The organism is Salmonella sp. SAL4457 (assembly GCF_046548235.1).
Taxonomy (GTDB): Bacteria; Pseudomonadota; Gammaproteobacteria; order Enterobacterales; family Enterobacteriaceae; genus Salmonella; species Salmonella enterica.
The window spans coordinates 392,885-412,181 of sequence record NZ_JBGDZO010000003.1; the positions used below are offsets into that span (position 1 = coordinate 392,885).

A 19,297-nucleotide genomic window follows, 5' to 3' on the forward strand; every position below is an offset into this window, starting at 1 on the left:
AAAAAATCGCCCCTTAAAGATGAACCTACTGCGATGACGACTGCTCACAGCGCTCCGCGCGATAATAGCGATAAACCGGTGATCTGGACGGTCTCCGTAACGCGTCTGTTCGAACTGTTTCGGGATATCAGCCTGGAATTCGATCATCTGGCGACCATCACGCCTATTCAACTCGGCTTTGAAAAGGCGGTGACCTACATTCGCAAAAAACTGGCGACCGAGCGCTGCGACGCGATTATCGCGGCGGGTTCGAACGGGGCCTATTTAAAAAGTCGCCTGTCAATACCGGTGATCCTCATCAAGCCCAGCGGATTCGATGTATTACAGGCGCTGGCGAAAGCGGGAAAGCTCACCTCGTCTATCGGTATCGTGACCTATCAGGAGACCATTCCGGCTTTACTTGCCTTTCAGAAAACGTTTCACCTCCGTCTTGAACAGCGAAGCTATGTCACCGAAGAGGACGCGCGCGGGCAAATTAACGAACTTAAGGCCAACGGTATTGAGGCCGTCGTCGGCGCGGGATTAATTACCGATCTGGCGGAAGAGGCAGGAATGACCGCCATCTTTATTTATTCCGCGGCGACCGTTCGTCAGGCTTTTCATGATGCGCTGGATATGACCCGTCTGACACGGCGCCAGCGCGTGGATTACCCATCCGGCAAGGGATTACAAACCCGGTATGAACTGGGCGATATACGCGGCCAGTCGCCGCAAATGGAGCAGCTCCGCCAGACGATTACGCTCTATGCCCGCTCCCGTGCGGCAGTGCTGATTCAGGGGGAAACAGGGACCGGAAAAGAGCTGGCGGCGCAGGCGATTCACCAGACGTTCTTTCACCGCCAGCCTCACCGTCAGAATAAGCCATCCCCTCCCTTTGTCGCCGTCAATTGCGGCGCGATTACCGAGTCGTTGCTGGAAGCGGAACTGTTTGGTTATGAAGAGGGCGCGTTTACCGGTTCACGACGAGGAGGCCGGGCGGGGCTGTTTGAAATCGCACACGGCGGCACGCTGTTTCTGGATGAAATCGGCGAAATGCCCTTGCCGTTACAAACCCGACTTTTGCGCGTACTGGAGGAAAAAGCCGTCACTCGCGTCGGCGGACACCAGCCGATCCCGGTGGATGTCCGGGTGATCAGCGCTACGCATTGCGATCTGGATCGGGAGATAATGCAAGGACGTTTTCGCCCCGATCTCTTTTATCGCCTGAGTATTCTGCGTCTGACGCTTCCTCCTTTGCGCGAGCGGCAGGCTGATATTTTGCCGCTGGCGGAAAGCTTTTTAAAACAGTCGCTGGCGGCGATGGAAATTCCGTTTACCGAATCGATACGTCATGGATTGACACAGTGTCAGCCGCTTTTGCTGGCCTGGCGCTGGCCCGGTAATATTCGCGAACTGCGTAATATGATGGAGCGCCTGGCGCTTTTTTTAAGCGTCGATCCCGCGCCAACGCTGGACAGGCAATTTATGCGGCAGTTATTACCTGAGCTTATGGTGAACACAGCAGAACTGACGCCTTCAACCGTGGATGCGAACGCGTTACAGGATGTACTGGCGCGCTTTAAGGGCGATAAGACCGCCGCGGCGCGTTATCTGGGGATTAGCCGCACCACTCTGTGGCGTCGTTTAAAAGCTGGTGCCAAAGACCAGTCGGATAATTAAGACAAATGACAGCGTCCTGAATGCCTGATGGCGCTACGTTTACTGCAGGCCGTCATCCGGCAAAACGGATGCCGGTTGCCAGGAATAAATATACCCGCCGGAAACCCAGGCGGGTATTTTTATGATGCAATGCTTTTATTTCTTTTTATAAATATCAGCCGTACCATGAATTTTATTTTCTGTCTGCCCGGACGTCAGCACCACCACATCCGCCCCTTTTTCATCCGCCTTTTTGATTAAATCTTCTCTGGCGTCCAGCGGCGACATTTCCCCGGTGGTGGAAATCGTGCCAATTTTCGTGTATTCGGAGGCGACTTTATCAAAGTCCGTTTTTTTCATGATTTCTGCGGCATAAACGTTTGTCACGACAAACGCTAATGCGCCAAGCATAACCTTGTAGCCAGTTTTCATAGCAAAACCCTCGTTTTATTATTACGCCATCATCGCTTTATCAGAACAAAAAGGCCGTTCGGACTGATTAAATAAGTAGTGTAGATTGCTGGAAAAATCCAGTCAGCCCCCGCTCTGTCGGCGTAACAACGCGGATTAAAACGCCCCTGCTTTGTGATCTCACTCGCAATCATCTGGTTTGACTATTAATAAGATGAACGTTATTTCTTGAGGCTATGGGAAGAGTTGTCTATGGAGCCGTTTCATGCCGTTGTGCTTACCGTCAGTCTGTTTGTGTTAACCTTTTTTAATCCCGGCGCGAATCTGTTTGTGGTGGTGCAAACCAGCCTCGCATCAGGACGCCGGGCGGGAGTCATCACCGGCCTGGGCGTCGCCACGGGAGACGCCTTTTATTCCGGGCTGGGGCTTTTCGGTCTGGCGACGCTCATTACGCAATGCGAAGCGGTATTTTCTCTTATCAAAATTGTCGGCGGCGCCTATTTATTATGGTTCGCCTGGAACAGTATTCGCCACCAGGCGACGCCGCAAATGAGCACGCTCCAGACGCCGATTGCCGCCCCGTGGACAATTTTCTTTCGCCGGGGATTAATGACCGATTTATCCAATCCGCAAACCGTACTGTTTTTTATCAGTATTTTTTCCGTAACGCTTAGCGCAGAAACGCCCACATGGGCAAGGTTAATGGCCTGGGCCGGAATTGTGCTGTCATCCGTTATCTGGCGTATTTTTCTCAGCCAGGCCTTTTCGCTCCCCGCAGTCCGCCGCGCTTATGGACGAATACAGCGCATTGCCAGCCGTGTTATCGGCGCCATTATCGGGATGTTTGCGCTCAGACTTCTCTATGAAGGCGTGACGCACCGCTAATGTTTGTCCGGTAGCCTTTGCTACCGGACGATAAGCGTTATCAAAACGCCCATGACACGCTGCCTACAATGCTACGCTCGGCGCCAAAATAACAATAAGAGAGCGAATTACAGGCAGCGACATAGCGTTTGTCCGTCAGGTTATTTACGTTGAGCTGGGCGCTCAAGCCATTTAACCCAATGCTGGATAAATCATACCCTACCACCATATCGACCAGTGTATAGGACGGCAATGTGTGGGTATTCAGGCGATCGCTGGTCACGCCGTTGACGTACCGGATGCCGGAGCCCAAAGTCAGCCCCTCTAACAGACCGCTTTTCACATCGTAGCTTAGCCAGGCGCTGGCCTGGTTCCGTGGAGCATAAACCGCGCGCTTACCCTGTTCTTGCGGGCTACTTTTCTTATAACGGATATCAGTATAGGTATACGCCGCCTGCAAACGGACGCTATCCGACAAATGGCTAATGGCCTCCAGTTCAACCCCTTTAGACTCAATTTCACCAATCGAGCGGTACGGATCGGTAGGTTCTTCTTTGGTCGCGATATTGGTCTGATTAATACGATACACGGCGGCGCTAAACTGGCTATTCCCCCCCGGCGGTTCGTATTTTACCCCCGCCTCCCACTGCTTGCCTTTCATCGGTTCCAGCACATTGCCGTTTTCGTCGGCGAAGCTGGTCGGCGTAAACGCGGTAGAATAACTGAGATAGGGGGCGACGCCATTGTCGAACAGATAAAGCAACGCAGCACGGGTACTGACGTTGTTTTTATCGAGATCGCTGCGTGAATCATGAAGTTTGTCGATGTTAGACACGCTGACCCGATCGTAACGACCGCCCAACGTAAAGCGCCAGCGATCCCATGACATCTGATCCTGTAAATAGTATCCGGTCTGCCGCAGCTTATGTTTTTCACGGCTATACAACGTAATGTAATCCGGCTGAGCGCCATAAACAGGGTTGAAAGCGTCAATCGGCGGAAACGCGCCATAATAGCCAGTAGTATGGTTACTGCGATCCTGATAATCGATCCCCACCAGCAGACGATGATTAATCGCCCCGGTATCCACGCTGCCGTCGAGCTGATTATCCAGCGCGATAGCCGACATTTTCTCCCCGGAGCCGGAATAGCCGCGATTCAGCGCCGTTTCATTCAACCAACCTGCGGCATAGACCTGATTCAACGTCACTTTGGTATGCAAATAGCGCAATTTTTGCCGTACCGACCAGCCGTTATCGAACAGATGCTCAATGTTATAACCCACCATATTTTCACGGCGATCGTATTTGTCGTAGTCATCTTCACCTTCAAAGAAAGTGTTAGAAATTTTTCCGCCGTTATAAGGTACAACCGTGCCTTGATAAGGCAGTCCGGAGTGGCTACCGCCTTCCGGATCACGGTGCAGATAGGCCATAAGATCAAGACGCGTCCGATCGGTAATTCGCCAGGTCAGGCTCGGCATCAGCGCATAACGTTCCTCTTTCAAGGGGGTAAACTGCGAATCGGCGTAACGTGTCATGCCGCTAAGACGCGCCGCCACACGTTCATTGTCATCCAGTGGGCCGGTCACATCAAAAGCCGCCCCGCGCTGGTTGTTATTGCCGGCAAACAGCTTCACTTCTCCTCCGGCATCAAACGCCGGTTTTCGCGACGTCAGCGCGACAATGCCGCCTGGCGATGAACGTCCATACAGAACGGACGCCGGGCCGCGTACCACCTCGATATCTTCCAGAAACCAGGGGTCAACCACCAACGAACTGTGCGAATTGGTGTCGCCCATCATTTTTAACCCGTCGAGATAGACGTTATCCAGACTACCGTCCGAAAAACCACGCAATACGATGTAATCAAAGCGGTTAGAGGCGCCTATCTGGTTACTGTATACGCCTGGGGTGTAGCTGACCGCCTGACGCACGCTGGTTGCGCCCTGCTCTTCAAACTGCTGGCGGGTAATAATGGATACCGACTGCGGCGTTTCAATATCTGGCGTCGCCAGCTTGGTCGCGCCACTCTGAACGGGCGAGGTGACAATGACGGTATCATTTTTTGTGGTTTCCTGGGCAAAAAGAGGAAAAGTCGCGCCGCCGATAGCTCCGCCTATCAATAGCGCCATACGCGTTGTCGCAAACATGAACATCTCCAAAGGCATCTTTATTGTAAATAAGAATTATTACCTTTTAGAGATGACGGACCACTATGCGTAACGCCAGATTGCCTATGCGCAATGATAAAAAATCACCCAAAGCGGCAGAAAACCGGGTTAGCGGCGGATATTACCGCTCTGGCGGGGCGCGTTACGCACAGTGGCGGGACGCCGTAAGAGACGCGTCACGCAGCTCGCCGGGCGAGCAGCCATAACGCCGACGGAATGCCGTCGCAAAGTTAGTGGCATGTTGATAGCCTGACATCCAGGCGGCCTGCTGCACGCTGTATCCCTCCATCAGATAACGACGCGCGCGCGCCAGGCGGCAATCGCGCAGATAATCAAACACGGTACACCCATAGGCATGGCGAAACTTGCACCGCAGGCTACTTGGACTCATTGCCGCCCGACGCGCCAGTTCGTTCAGCGTGTAGGCTTTTTCCGGCGTCTGCTCCAGTAAACGCCGAATGAGCTCCAGCCGCTGGTATTCACCGGTGACGGGAAGCCCGCGTTTTTGCGTTGCCGGCTGACATAGATTTAGCGCATAGCCCAGCAATTGCAGCATGATGCCTTCCAGCATTAACTGGCGTGACGCCGCATGAGGTCCGGGCTGCTGCGCATAACGTAGCCCCGAAAGCAGAAACTCCGGCACCTGCCAGACCCTCGCCGAGGTTGCGCTATTTTCCCACTCGTCTGCCAGCGAGACAGGCAAACGCTCCCGCCATCCGCCGTCCGGGTACATTCCCAGCGACAAGGTGCGCAATTTACTGTCTGCGCCGTGATGGGCGCGTATCGTCTGCTGCTCACTCAGTTGCGAGCAAAACGCCATCCCCGCGCTCAACAAAAAGGTCTGCTCATTGACAGCCAGCGCGACGTTACCTTCCAACACCACCAGCATATACAGCGGACTGCTATGGCGAGAGGTGGTTTCATAAGGTTGTAACACGTGAACATCCGAGCGTGTAATGCAAATCCCGCCGGGAAGCGCTATCTCTTCGATATCGCCATGAAGTACGGGACTACTCTGCGTATACTGCGGTAACGCAGGGAAGCGGTAATCAATGCCATAACGCTCGCCAAACGCGATGAAGTCGCTGACGGAAAAGATCTTTTTCATCGCCGGGGCGGCGGAAGAGTGACAGGAGATCGGAGACATTATCAATACCGTTTATCTGCGTTATACCAGAGCGTTAGCCACTGTGTAACCATATCACTGCGGCCCGGGAACGACAATAAAGATGAGAATAATTATCAACCGCTATTGAGGGGAGAGATAAGGCGAGCAAAGGTGATCGATAAACGCCGATCTGTCGATAAAAACGCGCTTTCGCCAGCGACGAAAGCGCGTCCGGGGGATATCAGTCAGGAGCGAAATCCTGCGGAGGTCATGAGCAGTCTGAACAACATTCCGACGCCCGCCAGCAGAAGCACGCTGGCGCACCATATCGCGACCATCCATACGACTCGCCGCGACCATTTTTTCACTTTAACCATCAGTGATATCCCTCTCCATGTCGCACTTTTCCACGGAAGACGTAGTAGCTCCAGAAGGTATAAGCCAGAATAATCGGGATGATTATCAGCGCCCCAACCAGCATAAAGCTTTGACTTTGCGGCGGCGCGGCGGCGGCATACAGCGAAATATCCGGTGGAATAATATTCGGCCAAATACTGATGCCTAACCCGCTGAACCCCAGAAAAATCAACCCTAGCGTGAGAATAAATGGACGCGCATGGGATTCTGGTTTTTTCACGCTGCGCCATAGCCAGACGCTAAAAGCCAACACCAGCACAGGCACCGGCAGGAAGTAGTATAAATTGGGCAGCGTGAACCAGCGCCCGGCGATGTCGTCGTGGGTGAGCGGCGTCCACACGCTGACGCCTCCCATCACCAACAACAAGACGATCAACAACGGGCGCGACAGCGCGCACATCCGGCTATGCAGTGGATCTTCGCTTTTCATAATCAGCCAGGTAGCGCCCAGCAGCGCATAGGTGACGACCAGACCGACGCCGCAGAACAGGTTAAACGGCGTCAGCCAGTCAAGCTGCGAACCGCTAAAGGTTCGCCCTTCCACCTGAAAACCGCTCACCACCGCCCCCACCACAACCCCCTGGGCAAAGGTCGCCAGGATTGACCCGACGATAAAGGATTTATCCCAGAACGCGCGATGCGACTCGGTGGCTTTAAAACGGAATTCAAAAGCGACGCCGCGAAAGATAAGACCAAGCAGCATAACCACCAGCGGGATAGTCAGCGCGTCGGTGATGACGGCATAAGCCAACGGGAACGCGCCAAAAAGCCCGGCCCCGCCCAGCACCAGCCAGGTTTCGTTCCCGTCCCATACCGGCGCGACCGAGTTCACCATAACATCGCGATCGTGTTTATCGCGAATAAACGGAAACAGGATACCGACGCCCAGATCGAACCCATCCATTACGATATACATCAGCGTGGCGAACACGATAATAGCAAACCAGATAACCGGAAGATCGATGGTCATTCGCGTTTCTCCTGCTCAAGCGATTCTCCCACGGCAGAGATAGGACGCGCGGGTCTGCCATCGGTTTCAGCGGTCGGTGTCTCCGCCGGCTGCGGCCCTTTCTGGATAAGGCGAATCATATAAATATAGCCAACCCCAAAGACCAGGGAATAGACCACAAAGAAGGCCAGCAAACTGATGCTCATCTGCAAGGTGCTGTGCGCGGAAACCGCATCACGCGTTCGCAGCAGGCCATAGACCACCCACGGCTGACGTCCTACTTCAGTCGTCACCCATCCGGCAAGGATGGCGATAAGCCCGGACGGCCCCATCCACAGCGCAAAGTGCATAAAGGGCCGCGAATGATACAGGCGGCGTCGGTAGCGTAGCCACAGGCTGGCCAGCCCCAGGAAGATCATCAGTACGCCCATGCCCACCATCAGACGGAAAGACCAGAACACCACGGTAGAGTTGGGGCGATCCTCTTTGGGATAATCTTTTAGCGCAGGCACCTGTTTGTCCAGGCTATGCGTCAGGATCAGACTGCCCAACGCCGGGATCTCAAGCGCATAGCGGGTCCGTTCCGCCTCCATATCCGGCCAGCCTACCAGCGTAAGCGGCGTTGGCTCGCCGGGCGTATTTTCCCAGTGCCCCTCAATCGCGGCGATTTTGACCGGCTGATGCTTCAGGGTGTTAAGGCCGTGCATATCGCCAATCAATGCCTGAACGGGCGCCACCACGACCGCCATCCATAACGCCATCGAGAACATACGGCGGATAGCCGGCGTATCGTTACCTTTCAGTAAATGCCAGGCAGCGGACGCGCCGACAAACATCGCGCTACTTAAAAACGCCGCAACGGACATATGCAACAGGCGATACGGGAACGACGGGTTGAAAATCACCGCGAACCAGTCCACCGGGACTACCTGACCGTTGTGAATTTCAAATCCCTGCGGGGTATGCATCCAGCTGTTAGACGCCAGAATCCAGAACGTCGACATTAACGTGCCCAACGCCACCATACAGGTAGACAAGAAATGCAGACCCGGCCCGACTTTGTTCCAGCCAAAAAGCATCACGCCTAAGAATCCCGCTTCCAGGAAGAATGCGGTGAGCACTTCATAGGTTAATAAAGGCCCGGTGATACTGCCGGCGAACTGGGAAAAACCGCTCCAGTTCGTTCCGAACTGGTAAGCCATGACCAGACCGGAGACCACGCCCATCCCGAAGTTGACGGCAAAAATTTTGAGCCAGAACTGATAGAGCGAGCGCCAGACAGGATTACGCGTTTTTAGCCATAGACCTTCCAGTACCACCAGGTAACTGGCTAAGCCAATCGTAATCGCGGGGAAAATAATATGAAAAGAGACGGTAAAGGCAAACTGGAGTCTCGCTAAAAAGAAGGCATCAAACTCCATGTTCCCTCCCGTTTATATATAGTCACTTCGTGTAAAATATTCACTGTTCGCAACCAGGTTGAAACGAAACGGTTATTTTCCCCAAACGTAAAAACGTCGGGGAATATCCAGATAAATTACGATTTTTTTTGCGGCTGGCTGTCAGGCTTATCGCCCGACTCTGGCGCTTCGGAGGGGTCGTCTTTTTCGACAGCGAAACGGTAGTATCTATTTAGCATAACATGTCTCCCTTAGTTACATTCACTTGGCAATATCTACCTGGCCGTTATAAAAATAACGGCAAAACAAAAAAACAGCGTCTTCAAGACTATTTGCAATTTCAGCAAAATACGCTTAGCTGAAAGTTAAGAATAGACGTAAAACGATAACCTTCAAGTCAACGCGGTTTACGGGACGGGGGATTAGCACAGGGAGAATGACCGCAACGCTCGCTGCGCGGCGGCCATTTTATATGGTCTATCAAAAAGATAACCGTTAAGGTTCATTCAAACCCGTTAGTTTGCCTTCCCCTCAATCAAGCCATTGATGGTAGAAAATACCGCCGGCGCGCTGGTCGCTTCCGCAAACTCGACATTAATATTTTGCCGACGCAGCATATCGAAGAATTTACGTTGCGCATCAAGAATAACCTGATCGCCTACGCGCATATTTTCTGCTTTAGTTTCAACCAGTAAATAAACGCTGTCGGCGTCCTGACGCTCAATACGGTACACAAAATCCGGCGTAGTAGAGCCCCCCGTATATTTGGGGATCTGAATGGCCCGCTTAGGCAGTTTGCCAAACACAGAAACCTGTTGCGGATAATCGTATTTTAATAGCGGCAATTCTGGATCGACGCTGTCATAACGCAACGGCGGTATTTGATAGAGAGAACGGGGATCGTCTATCGCATTCTCATCCACATTTTTCCCCACAATTTCAGCGCTAATCTCCTCTCTGAACTGCCGTACCGTGGAATCAAATACCGACGTTGAAGCCTGAAAATCGAGAGGCAGATAATCGTGGCGCTGCGCAAAATGCGCATTAATCCGCGTCTGTAATGCGCGGGTCATATTGTCCAACGAGATCTCGCTTAAATAGCGTGAATCTCCGTGCAAAACATCACGCAGCATCGCCATTAACACCGGGTGCAGGACGTTAACCGGCAGACTGGTGCGTAACGCCAGTTGCTTAAGAAAATGGCCATATTTCATGCCCGCCATAAATTCGCTGGCGGCTAATTCGCCTTCCCGCTGCGCCACTTCAAAACGGCCATTATCTTCATTCGATACCAGCCGTTGTTGAACCTGGCTTGGCTTCTGGCGTATATACAGCGCCGGATCGCGCAGCACCTCGGCGGCAATCTGTTCCAGAGACGCGCCGCTACGCTCGAATTGCAGCATATAACGGCGGGAAAACTGCTCCCAGATACTGCTAAGTTGTTCCCAATTCTCTTTGCGTAACCTGACTCGCAGTCGGGAGGCGGGCTTATTGTCACGAATGCGATCCGCTCGCACCCGCGCCTGCGTCAGCTCAGGGTAGAACTCCAGTAGCCACGCAAAGCCACTTTTGGTTTCCCCGTTAAGCGTGACGCTGGGTTTAAACTCATTACTCCGGTTGATCAGTTTTTTATCATCCAGATCTTCCAGCAAACGAAGCTCCGTAAACGCAGGATCGACTTTTTGCCGCTCGGTGACGATGAGTGTGATCATCGCCTCATCCAGTTTCTGCTCGTTAAGCTGAACTTTGCTGTCGCGATTAATCTCATCAACCAGCATACTGGCAAACGCTTTTTCATCATAACCAATCAGAAACGACAGTCGGGACGGCCACTCTTCCTGATGAACGCGATGGCCGTTTTCATCTACCGGTAGCCGCAGGCCGCGCCCCACTTCCTGAATTTTGCTCGACTCGCTACCGGAAGAACGTAATTTAGCAATGACAAAAACATTCGGGTTATCCCAGCCTTCGCGAAGCGTCCATTTTGAAAACAGAAAGCGGCGCGTTTCCCAGTTGCCGTGATGGTCTGAAAAACTGAGCAACTTCTCTTTATTTTTCAGAATATCATCTACCTCAGCCTGGATCGCCTCATCGCCGCTTCCGCGGTCTTCGCCAAAGTAACCAGCGTGGACGTTTTGGTTATCCGAGTGCAGGCTGGCGAGCGTGGCCTGCAGAAAAGACAGATACTCCACTTCTCGCGGCAGGGTCTTGCGCTGATAATCGTCAATCAGTTGCGTCAGTTTCTTTTTCAGCAAACGCTCAAAAGTGACTTTCAACCAGCCTTCGTCATCACGATAGCTTTTAATACTGTCAATAAAGAAAAGGCTTAAGGTCTTAATACGCGGGGCATTATTTTCTGGCTCATTGCTGCGTAAGAAATTTGCCTGCTCTGTATCAAAATGCTTATCAATGGCTTCCTGAATAATCAGTTCCTGGTAGCTCGCGCCAAAGGTTCCTGGCACCAGCGCCATCCCTGCCTCCAGCTCCAGATCGTTCGACAACATTTTACTGCCGGCATATTCGATACTGCCTTCAAATCCTGCATCGACATCGGCGAGATTTTCGCCCACGCCAACCTCGGCAATTTTGCTCCCCCGTCGGAGGATTAATTTCTTTGCCGTGACGCTGTCAACGATATAACGATTGTTGGCCTGTTCTTCGGGGAGATTCGGGTAATAAATATCAATACCTTTCACCAAACCATCGTTAAAACTGTCCACCGCGTTGAGATCAAACTGCGGTTGCCGGCGATAGTAATCTTTACGTACACATTTATTTTTACCCTTACCTTCGACAATATCCGGGAAGGTAGCGCCAAAGCGGACGATCATTTGCGGCTGAATAGCCTGAATCGCTCGATAAAATTTGTTATCTCGCGCAAAACGATGCGGTTCATCAATAATGACCACCGGTCGCGTCATTTGCAGCCCTTTAACAGGCGACGTCAGCCCGCCCAGGAGCGTTTGATCGTAATCGTCTCGCGTCATACTGGCGGAATTGAGCATTTGCGCATTGATCAGCAAAACCTGAATCGTATGGCTATCACGACGGCTGGCATCAGTAAAACTTAATAGCTGGGCCGGAAAATTTTTACGCCCCGACTTTACTTTAAAATCACCGGCGTTAATGGTGCAAAGTTCCATCCGCGTATTTTCGTAGAACTGTGAAAAATGCTGTCTGGCGTAATCGCTGGTGATAAAGTTCCGCGCGCCTTCTTTAATGGCTGGCGTCGGCACCACCAGCACAAATTTGAAGAGCCCGTAGTTCTGATGCAGTTCATACATCAACCGGGTATAGACATAGGTTTTGCCCGTCCCGGTCTCCATTTTAACGTCAATATTGGCCTTATCGTCGTAACGTTCCTTAATCAGCGGATTAGCATAGTGATTATGATCGGCCTGCGCGTGATCGATACCGGTGAAACTCGCCAGAATCGCCGCTAACGCCTGTTCCTGATGGGGAAGTTCTTCCAGTAAAATATTCATCATCATCCCCTCTTAATAACGCTTCACCAGGTTCACTTTTTGATCAAGCTGTTTTAAGCCGATTTCCAGTTCACGAATGGATTCAAGGTCGAAAGAGTAGCCGTAAATGACAATGGTCTGAACCGGAAGCTGGTGCGTACCAATGTGGTTGAGAAGATCGCGGGTCTGCTCGGTTCCCCATCGTTCATCAATCAGATACAGGCGCGTATTATCAACATACCTGGCGCAATAGCCGGAAAAATCAACGCTCTGTACGTCAATATCCATTTTATAACCATCGGCGACCAGCCATGTCGTTAATAAGGTCTCTTCGCCGCTTGCGCCGCCCGGCACGCCCAATCCTCTGGCGGAAAAAGGATTGATCATGTCGGTAAATCCTGACTCGGTAAAAGCGGCCAGTTGACCGCTGGTATTGATAAAATGGCCGGTAGCAATATCGAAGCTATCCAGATCGTCCAGCGTCTGCTGTGTCGGAGTGGCAAAACGATAATGTTTAAAACCGAGGTCGCTATTGGTCGCGGGATTGTTGGCGCGGATCTTCGCCGCAACGCGTGTAATTCGCTCGCGGCTGATTTCATCAATAGTGTTATAACCTGCTTTTTTCGCGATAGTGTTATTGCTTAATGCCTGATCGATAGTACACAGAATAAACGTGCGCTGCCCCCCATCTTCTTCATTCAGCGCCATTACCGCATGGGCCGTGGTGCCGGAACCGGCAAAAAAGTCCAGAACGACGCCGTCTTTATCGATAGCGAGCTTGATGATTTTCTTCAATAATGCGGTCGGTTTCGGCGTATCAAAAACGTTGTCGCCGAAGAGATCCAGAATCTCCTTTTTCCCCTCTTTATTCGACGCTACGTTATCCCAGTAATTGGTCGTTGGCTGCCCTTTACTGTGATGCGCGTACATGACTCGCTGGGGAATACCGCCGTTATCTTTGCCAAAATAGACCAGATTATCGGCCACCAGTTTTTGGTAACTGGCTTCAGGATAAGCCCATAGTCTTTCGTGTACCGTACCGTTCGGCGTGGTAATTTTATAGGTATAGCCGCCGCCGCTCAGCCCTTTTGACACCGTTAACGGCACCGGTCGCCATTTCCCTTCTGGAAACTGTTCGGTCGGTTCTTTATAGGATTTCTGAATATACTCTTTAGAAAGCGGTTCTAAACGTAAAGCGCCCTGACCGGTTTTGGCATAAACAAGAATGTATTCCCCCTGGATGGAAACGTTATCAGAGTCGTTAGAAATCTCTTTTTTGCGCTTCCACATCACATTGGTGACAAATCCACCTTCGCCAAAAATCTCATCCATCATTAATTTAAGATTGGCGTACTCATTATCGTCGATAGAGATAAAAATAAATCCGGTATCTTTCAGGAGTTTCCTGGCCAGGAAAAGACGCGGATACATAAAAGATAACCACGCGGAGTGCGTCGATTTACCCTGAATGGATTTTAAACGTGCCAGTTCAGTATCATTAAGACCAAACATATCCTGCAACGCCCGATCGCTATATTCAAAATGATCGGGATAGACAAACCCGTCCGATCCGGTGTTATAAGGGGGATCGATATAGATCATATCGACGGTATCGGCGTAATTATTTTGCAGATGGCGTAAAACATCCAGATTATCCCCGGTCAGAAAAAGATTATGGCTGTTTTTGTTTTCTGCCAGAGTATTGTGTTCCACGTCAGGAACGATAACGGTAACGGATTTTTCACCCGCCTGTTTTTTTGCGTAATCTTTGCCAATAAAATCAATCTGATAACCGCTAGTCAGCTCATCAATATTACGCGCTTTCAGCGCGCGCTCAAATCTGGCGAGATCAAATCCGCCTTTCGCGATCAGTTCGCCCTGCTCGTTATAGCGATCGGCGGTAAAAAATTCCGGTAATGCACGTTGTAACTCAGACAGAAAGGCGCTATTCGGGGCAACAGACTCGTTGTGTTTTTGGTTATCTTTCAACATGATATCTTCGCTCCGTTGATAATTTTAAGGTGCAGCAATCAATTTCTTATAAAGAAAAAAGTAAGCGATGATTGTAATGGTCACGAACGGCAGATGCCATCATTAACCTTTGTTGTTCGTTGAAAGGGCGTGAAAACGACGGGAGGAAGGCGTGCTCCCGGCGACAGTATGCGCCAGGAGCGTAGTGTTTACGTGCGATGACTGATGGCCGACTCCGGGAGGGCGTCGCTATCTGTACCGGAGATGACGACTCCCCGGGTCTCGCGACCAAATGCCACAAATACACAGATTAAAATAGCCACCGCGCCAGCCACGATCGCCATTGCCAACCCGTAATTTCCGCCATGCGTTTCCGCGATGCGGGCCTGTAACGTCGCATTAACCGACGCCAGTAAATTACCGAGTTGGTAAACAAACCCTGGCAGCACGGCGCGCGCGTTCGCCGGAACCAGCTCGTTCAGCCAGGTCGGCACGACTCCCCAGGCGCCCTGCACCATAAACTGCATCAGGAACGCGCCCAGGCCAATCGTGAATGATCCGCTGGAAAATGCCCATAGCGGGAGTACCGGAAGCGCAAGAAAGGCGGCGATCATGATCGCTTTTTTACGCCCAATACGTTCCGATAGCGTACCGTAGAAAATACCGCCGAGCATGGCGGCAATGTTATAAAAAATCGCAATGATACTGATCAGATGCGGATCAAAACCATGCTGCATCTTCAGGAAGGTAGGATAGAGATCCTGCGTGCCGTGACTGAAAAAGTTAAAGAACGCCATGACCAGCACCAGATACAGACACAACTTCCACTGCTTGCGCAGAACAGGAAGCAGCGCGGTATTCTCTTTACGCGCTCTGGCCGCCAGCCAGACGGGGGATTCCGGCACTTTAAACCAGATATAAGGCAGCAAGACAACAGGCAGGGCGCCAATCAGGAACATGCCGCGCCAGCCTACCATACTGTAGAAGAGGCCAAAAATAACCGAGGCGAACAGATAGCCGCAGGGATAGCCCGCCTGAAAAATGCCCGACATCAGGCCACGCGAACGATCGGGAATGGTTTCCATCGCCAGTGATGACGCAACGCCCCATATCCCGCCCATCGCCACGCCGTACATGACCCGAAAAATCAGAAATGCCATGAAGGTGGGCGACCAGGCGGAAAGCAGTTCAAACACCGTAAAGAACAGAATATTGAGCATCAGTATCGGTCGACGTCCGTACTTTTCCGCCATTCGACCAAATAGCAGCGCGCCAATGGGACGTACCGCCAGGGTCAGCATAATCGCAATGGAAACGTCCGATACGGAAGCGTGAAACCATTCGGCGAGATCGCTAAGTACAAAGACAAGGATAAAGAAATCAAACGCATCCAGCATCCAACTGGTAAAGCTGGCAAACGCCACATGTCGTTGTGTCGTCGTCCAGTTCAGGGGGGTGTACATAGGTAGTGTCCTGCATCAAAAAATAACATCAAGCTTTGAAGCGGCGAAACGCTGGAGCGCTCCCGTCGTCAAAGCGACGTAACAAGGTAGCGTTGCGCTACTTATTTGTTATCTTTTTGTATATAGCAGGTAAAATGTTAGCAAAAATAGACAAATCATTACATATTATTAACAAAGCTTACTGGCACATGATTTGTCACAGTTTTTATGGGGATTATCTCATGCAAAGGAAAGCGAAGCGTGGCTAGCGTATCGCGACCGGCCTGTCGCCAGACCGATCGCCATTGACGATTACCTTTCGCGCGGCGGGAAACCGGCCTTTTGCAGGGCGGCGGCAATCTGCTCCGCGGATAGCGACGTTTCAACGTCAACCAGACGCGTCGCCGGGTCAGTTCTCACCGTCGCATTAGCATCGAGAGTCAGAATCGTCTTTTTTACCGTACTGGCGCAGCCGCCGCAGGTCATGTCATCAATATGGAACTGCATGGTGAACTCCTTTTGTGTGGGAACTGTTGCCAGTCTGGGCCTTGCCAGTGTTGGAAGGTCAAGCGTAATCTCAGGACTTACAGACGCTTTGCCAGTCCGTGGCGACGAGGACGGCGCAATACCGCTCCGGTACGCGCCTCCGGCTCGCTATCGTCAGGTTGTCCAAGCGTATGCAGAATGGGGCAATCTGGCAGCGCGTCGCCGGCGCAGCAGTGAATCAGCGCTTTGAGGGTTTGCGCCATGTGCTGCATGTTCTGGATACGTCTGTCCAGTTCATCAATGTGCGTCTGCGCCAGGCGTTTGACGTCAGCGCTTTGCCGCGACTGGTTATTCCAAAGATTCAGTAAGTCGCTGATTTCAGCAACTGAAAAGCCGAGATCGCGCGCGCGGCGTATAAAATGCAATTGATTAACATCAGCCTGGGTATAGGCCCGATAGCCGGAATCCGTCCGACTTGCCGCGGGAATCAGACCAATCTGTTCATAGTAGCGAATCATTTTGGCCGAAACTTTCGATGCTTTAGCTGCTTTACCGATGTTCATGACGCTCCTCCTCATGTCGTGGATGTGTCGGATGGGGTTGCCATCGGCGCCCGGAAACGGCGCAGCCGCAAAGCGTTACCCAGCACGAACACGCTCGACATCGCCATCGCCCCTGCGGCGAATACCGGTGACAATAATATGCCCCAGACCGGAAATAGCGCGCCTGCCGCGACAGGAATCAGCGCCGTATTGTAAGCAAAGGCCCAGAACAGATTCTGGTGGATATTGCGGATGGTCGCTTTAGACAGCGCGATAGCATTCGGCACGCCTTGCAGGTTGCCGGACATTAGTACGACGTCGGCGGATTCCACCGCCACATCGGTGCCGGTGCCAATCGCCAGCCCCACGTCGGACTCCGCCAGCGCTGGCGCATCGTTGATGCCATCGCCGACAAACGCCACCTGCCCATACGCCGCTTTCAGGCGCCGTATCGCCTCGACTTTCCCTTCCGGCAATACCTCGGCAACCACGTCATCAATCCCTAACTGTCTGGCGATAGCCTGTGCCGTGCGGGCATTATCGCCAGTGATCATGGCGACCTTAATGCCGAACTGATGTAAAGCGTTAATTGCGGCGGGCGTACTGGGTTTGATCGGATCGGCCACGGCGATAATCGCCGCCAGTTGACCGTCAATAGCCGCATAGAGCGGCGATTTCCCTTCCTGCCCTAACCGTTCGGCGGTGGTGGCGAAGCCGCTAATATCCACGCCAATTTCGCGCATATAGCGATCAGCCCCCACGTCAACACGCGTACCGTCAACGGTAGCGTATACGCCCATCCCGGTCACCGATTCGAAGCCGTTCATGCCTGGTAGCGCGATCCCTTCCTCTTCTGCCGACACGACAATCGCACGGGCAATCGGATGCTCTGAACGCGATTCTACCGCCGCGACTTTCGCCAGCACCTCACGGCGCTCAAAGCCGCTGGCCACGTCGAGATCGGTCAGTACCGGGCGGCCTTCGGTAAGCGTCCCGGTTTTGTCTACGGCCACCACCTTAGCGTCTTTGAGTAGCTGTAACGCCTCCCCCTTACGGAACAGCACGCCCATTTCCGCCCCACGACCGGTTCCCACCATAATAGAGGTCGGCGTCGCCAGGCCCATCGCGCAAGGACAGGCGATAATCAGAACCGCAACGCCATTGATCAGAGCGAAAGTCAGCGCTGGCGACGGCCCAAACGCCAGCCATACCACAAAGGTCAGCGCAGCAATAAGCATCACCATCGGGACAAACCACAGCGTCACTTTATCCACGACGGCCTGAATCGGCAGTTTTGAACCCTGCGCCTGTTCCACCAGACGAATGATTTGCGCCAGCATGGTCTGTCCGCCGACGGCGGTCGCCCGCAGCGTGAGCGCGCCTTTTTGGTTTACGGTACCGCCCACCACCGCGCTTCCTGCGGATTTCTCTACCGGTATCGGTTCGCCGGTAATCATCGACTCGTCAACGAAGCTGCGGCCTTCGGTCACTTCGCCGTCAACCGGGATCCGCTCGCCTGGCCGAACCTCCACACAGTCGCCCAGCACAACCTCGTCGACAGGGATATCCACGATGCGGCCCTCGCGTAACACATGCGCGACCCGCGCCTGTAGCCCCACCAGACGTTTAATCGCTTCGGAAGTCCGCCCCTTCGCCCTTGCCTCCAGAAAGCGCCCCAGCAGAATAAGCGCGACAATCACTGCGGCGGCCTCGTAATAGACGTTTACCGTCCCTTCAGGCAACAGGTCGGGCGTAAAGGTCGCCACCAGCGAGTAGCCGAATGCCGCTGCGGTTCCCACGGCGACCAGCGAGTTCATGTCCGGCGCCAGACGCGCCAGCGCCGGGAACCCTTTAAGGTAAAAACGGCGACCGGGGATCGTCAGCACCAACAGGGTCAGTGCAAATTGCCAGTACCAGCTTTGTTGCAGGCCAATCGTTTTTATCACCCACTCGTGCATACCAGGAATAAGGTGCGAGCCCATTTCAAGCACAAAAACGGGGAGCGCCAGCACGCTGGCGAGAATCAGATCGCGCTTCAGCCTGACGCGCTCGGCCTCTTTTTTCTCTTCAGAGTCGTCTTCGCCCTGCCCCGCCGTCTCTACCGGTCGCGCCTCATACCCCGTTTTTTCAATCGCCGCGATCACCGCCTCCGCCGACGCCGTCCCGCGGACGGCGGCGCGCTCCGTCGCCAGATTCACCGTAGCGTCCGTTACGCCAGGCACAGCCTTAATACCTTTTTCAACGCGAGCGACGCACGACGCGCAGGTCATACCTTCAATAAGCAAGCTTATCGTGTCGTGACGATTTTCTGACTGACTCATGACGACTTCCCCATCCTGACTATTCGGTATCAGAAAGCCTAAAGCTTGCCATTGTGGGAAGGTCAAGCGTATTCAGGCTGCACGGTTCGGCGAGAATGTGAGATGGCTCAT

General features: G+C 52.8%; 15 protein-coding genes and 1 pseudogene. 2 read left to right on the forward strand and 14 right to left on the reverse strand.

Annotated elements, in window-relative coordinates; translation table 11 throughout:
- Positions 1-33: 33 nt before the first annotated feature.
- Entirely contained in the window at positions 34-1,659 is a 1,626-nt protein-coding gene (gene prpR, locus ACLJNW_RS13020; protein ID WP_000205278.1) for a propionate catabolism operon regulatory protein PrpR, read from the forward strand.
- Positions 1,660-1,794: 135 nt separating this feature from the next.
- Here the strand turns inward: prpR and yahO are convergent, their stop codons facing one another.
- Positions 1,795-2,070, reverse strand: coding sequence for a DUF1471 family periplasmic protein YahO (yahO, locus tag ACLJNW_RS13025; protein WP_000848026.1), 276 nt, complete (start codon positions 2,068-2,070; stop codon positions 1,795-1,797).
- A 231-nt stretch (positions 2,071-2,301) separates the two neighbouring features.
- Here yahO and ACLJNW_RS13030 point away from each other — a divergent pair, with 231 nt between their 5' ends.
- Positions 2,302-2,934 (forward strand): LysE family transporter, encoded by a 633-nt coding sequence (locus tag ACLJNW_RS13030; RefSeq protein ID WP_000433131.1) that lies wholly within the window; start codon positions 2,302-2,304, stop codon positions 2,932-2,934.
- A 40-nt stretch (positions 2,935-2,974) separates the two neighbouring features.
- On the opposite strand, the gene foxA is transcribed toward ACLJNW_RS13030, so the two are convergent.
- From foxA to golT, 13 genes and pseudogenes are all read right to left on the reverse strand, one after another.
- A complete protein-coding gene (gene foxA, locus ACLJNW_RS13035; protein ID WP_001127725.1) occupies positions 2,975-5,083 on the reverse strand; it encodes a ferrioxamine B receptor FoxA in 2,109 nt (702 codons plus the stop codon).
- A gap of 145 nt (positions 5,084-5,228) precedes the next feature.
- The gene (gene foxR, locus ACLJNW_RS13040; protein WP_000074605.1) at positions 5,229-6,233 is read right to left on the reverse strand and encodes a ferrioxamine uptake transcriptional regulator FoxR; all 1,005 of its coding nucleotides are present in this window, start codon (positions 6,231-6,233) and stop codon (positions 5,229-5,231) included.
- A gap of 95 nt (positions 6,234-6,328) precedes the next feature.
- Positions 6,329-6,521, reverse strand: a pseudogene (locus tag ACLJNW_RS13045) (hypothetical protein).
- Positions 6,440-6,625 carry a DUF2474 domain-containing protein gene (locus ACLJNW_RS13050; RefSeq protein ID WP_305954967.1) on the reverse strand — a complete coding sequence of 62 codons (186 nt, stop codon included), beginning with the start codon at positions 6,623-6,625 and terminating at the stop codon, positions 6,440-6,442. Before ACLJNW_RS13050 ends, ACLJNW_RS13045 begins: the two are co-directional and overlap by 82 nt.
- Positions 6,571-7,581, reverse strand: a complete 1,011-nt coding sequence (gene cydB / locus ACLJNW_RS13055; protein WP_000151049.1) for a cytochrome d ubiquinol oxidase subunit II — start codon at positions 7,579-7,581, stop codon at positions 6,571-6,573. Before cydB ends, ACLJNW_RS13050 begins: the two co-directional genes overlap by 55 nt.
- Positions 7,578-8,981: a cytochrome ubiquinol oxidase subunit I gene (locus ACLJNW_RS13060; RefSeq protein ID WP_000393711.1), complete on the reverse strand. Its 1,404-nt coding sequence runs from the start codon at positions 8,979-8,981 to the stop codon at positions 7,578-7,580. Before ACLJNW_RS13060 ends, cydB begins: the two co-directional genes overlap by 4 nt.
- 116 nt (positions 8,982-9,097) lie before the next feature.
- Complete coding sequence (ssaA, locus tag ACLJNW_RS13065; protein WP_000934834.1) at positions 9,098-9,199, reverse strand: small effector SsaA; 102 nt, start codon at positions 9,197-9,199, stop codon at positions 9,098-9,100.
- A gap of 276 nt (positions 9,200-9,475) precedes the next feature.
- Positions 9,476-12,448: a type III restriction-modification system endonuclease gene (locus ACLJNW_RS13070; RefSeq protein WP_077910348.1), complete on the reverse strand. Its 2,973-nt coding sequence runs from the start codon at positions 12,446-12,448 to the stop codon at positions 9,476-9,478.
- A gap of 9 nt (positions 12,449-12,457) precedes the next feature.
- Positions 12,458-14,416 (reverse strand): site-specific DNA-methyltransferase, encoded by a 1,959-nt coding sequence (locus ACLJNW_RS13075; RefSeq protein WP_024154471.1) that lies wholly within the window; start codon positions 14,414-14,416, stop codon positions 12,458-12,460.
- A 188-nt stretch (positions 14,417-14,604) separates the two neighbouring features.
- On the reverse strand, positions 14,605-15,858 hold the full coding sequence (locus ACLJNW_RS13080) for an MFS transporter (protein ID WP_000288503.1): 1,254 nt from the start codon (positions 15,856-15,858) through the stop codon (positions 14,605-14,607).
- Positions 15,859-16,149: 291 nt separating this feature from the next.
- Positions 16,150-16,344 carry a gold resistance metallochaperone GolB gene (gene golB, locus ACLJNW_RS13085; protein WP_001159470.1) on the reverse strand — a complete coding sequence of 65 codons (195 nt, stop codon included), beginning with the start codon at positions 16,342-16,344 and terminating at the stop codon, positions 16,150-16,152.
- Between the two features lie 77 nt (positions 16,345-16,421).
- A complete protein-coding gene (gene golS, locus ACLJNW_RS13090; protein ID WP_001020583.1) occupies positions 16,422-16,886 on the reverse strand; it encodes an Au(I) sensor transcriptional regulator GolS in 465 nt (154 codons plus the stop codon).
- An 11-nt stretch (positions 16,887-16,897) separates the two neighbouring features.
- Positions 16,898-19,186, reverse strand: a complete 2,289-nt coding sequence (golT, locus tag ACLJNW_RS13095) for a gold/copper-translocating P-type ATPase GolT (RefSeq protein ID WP_024154470.1) — start codon at positions 19,184-19,186, stop codon at positions 16,898-16,900.
- Between the last annotated feature and the right edge of the window lie 111 nt (positions 19,187-19,297).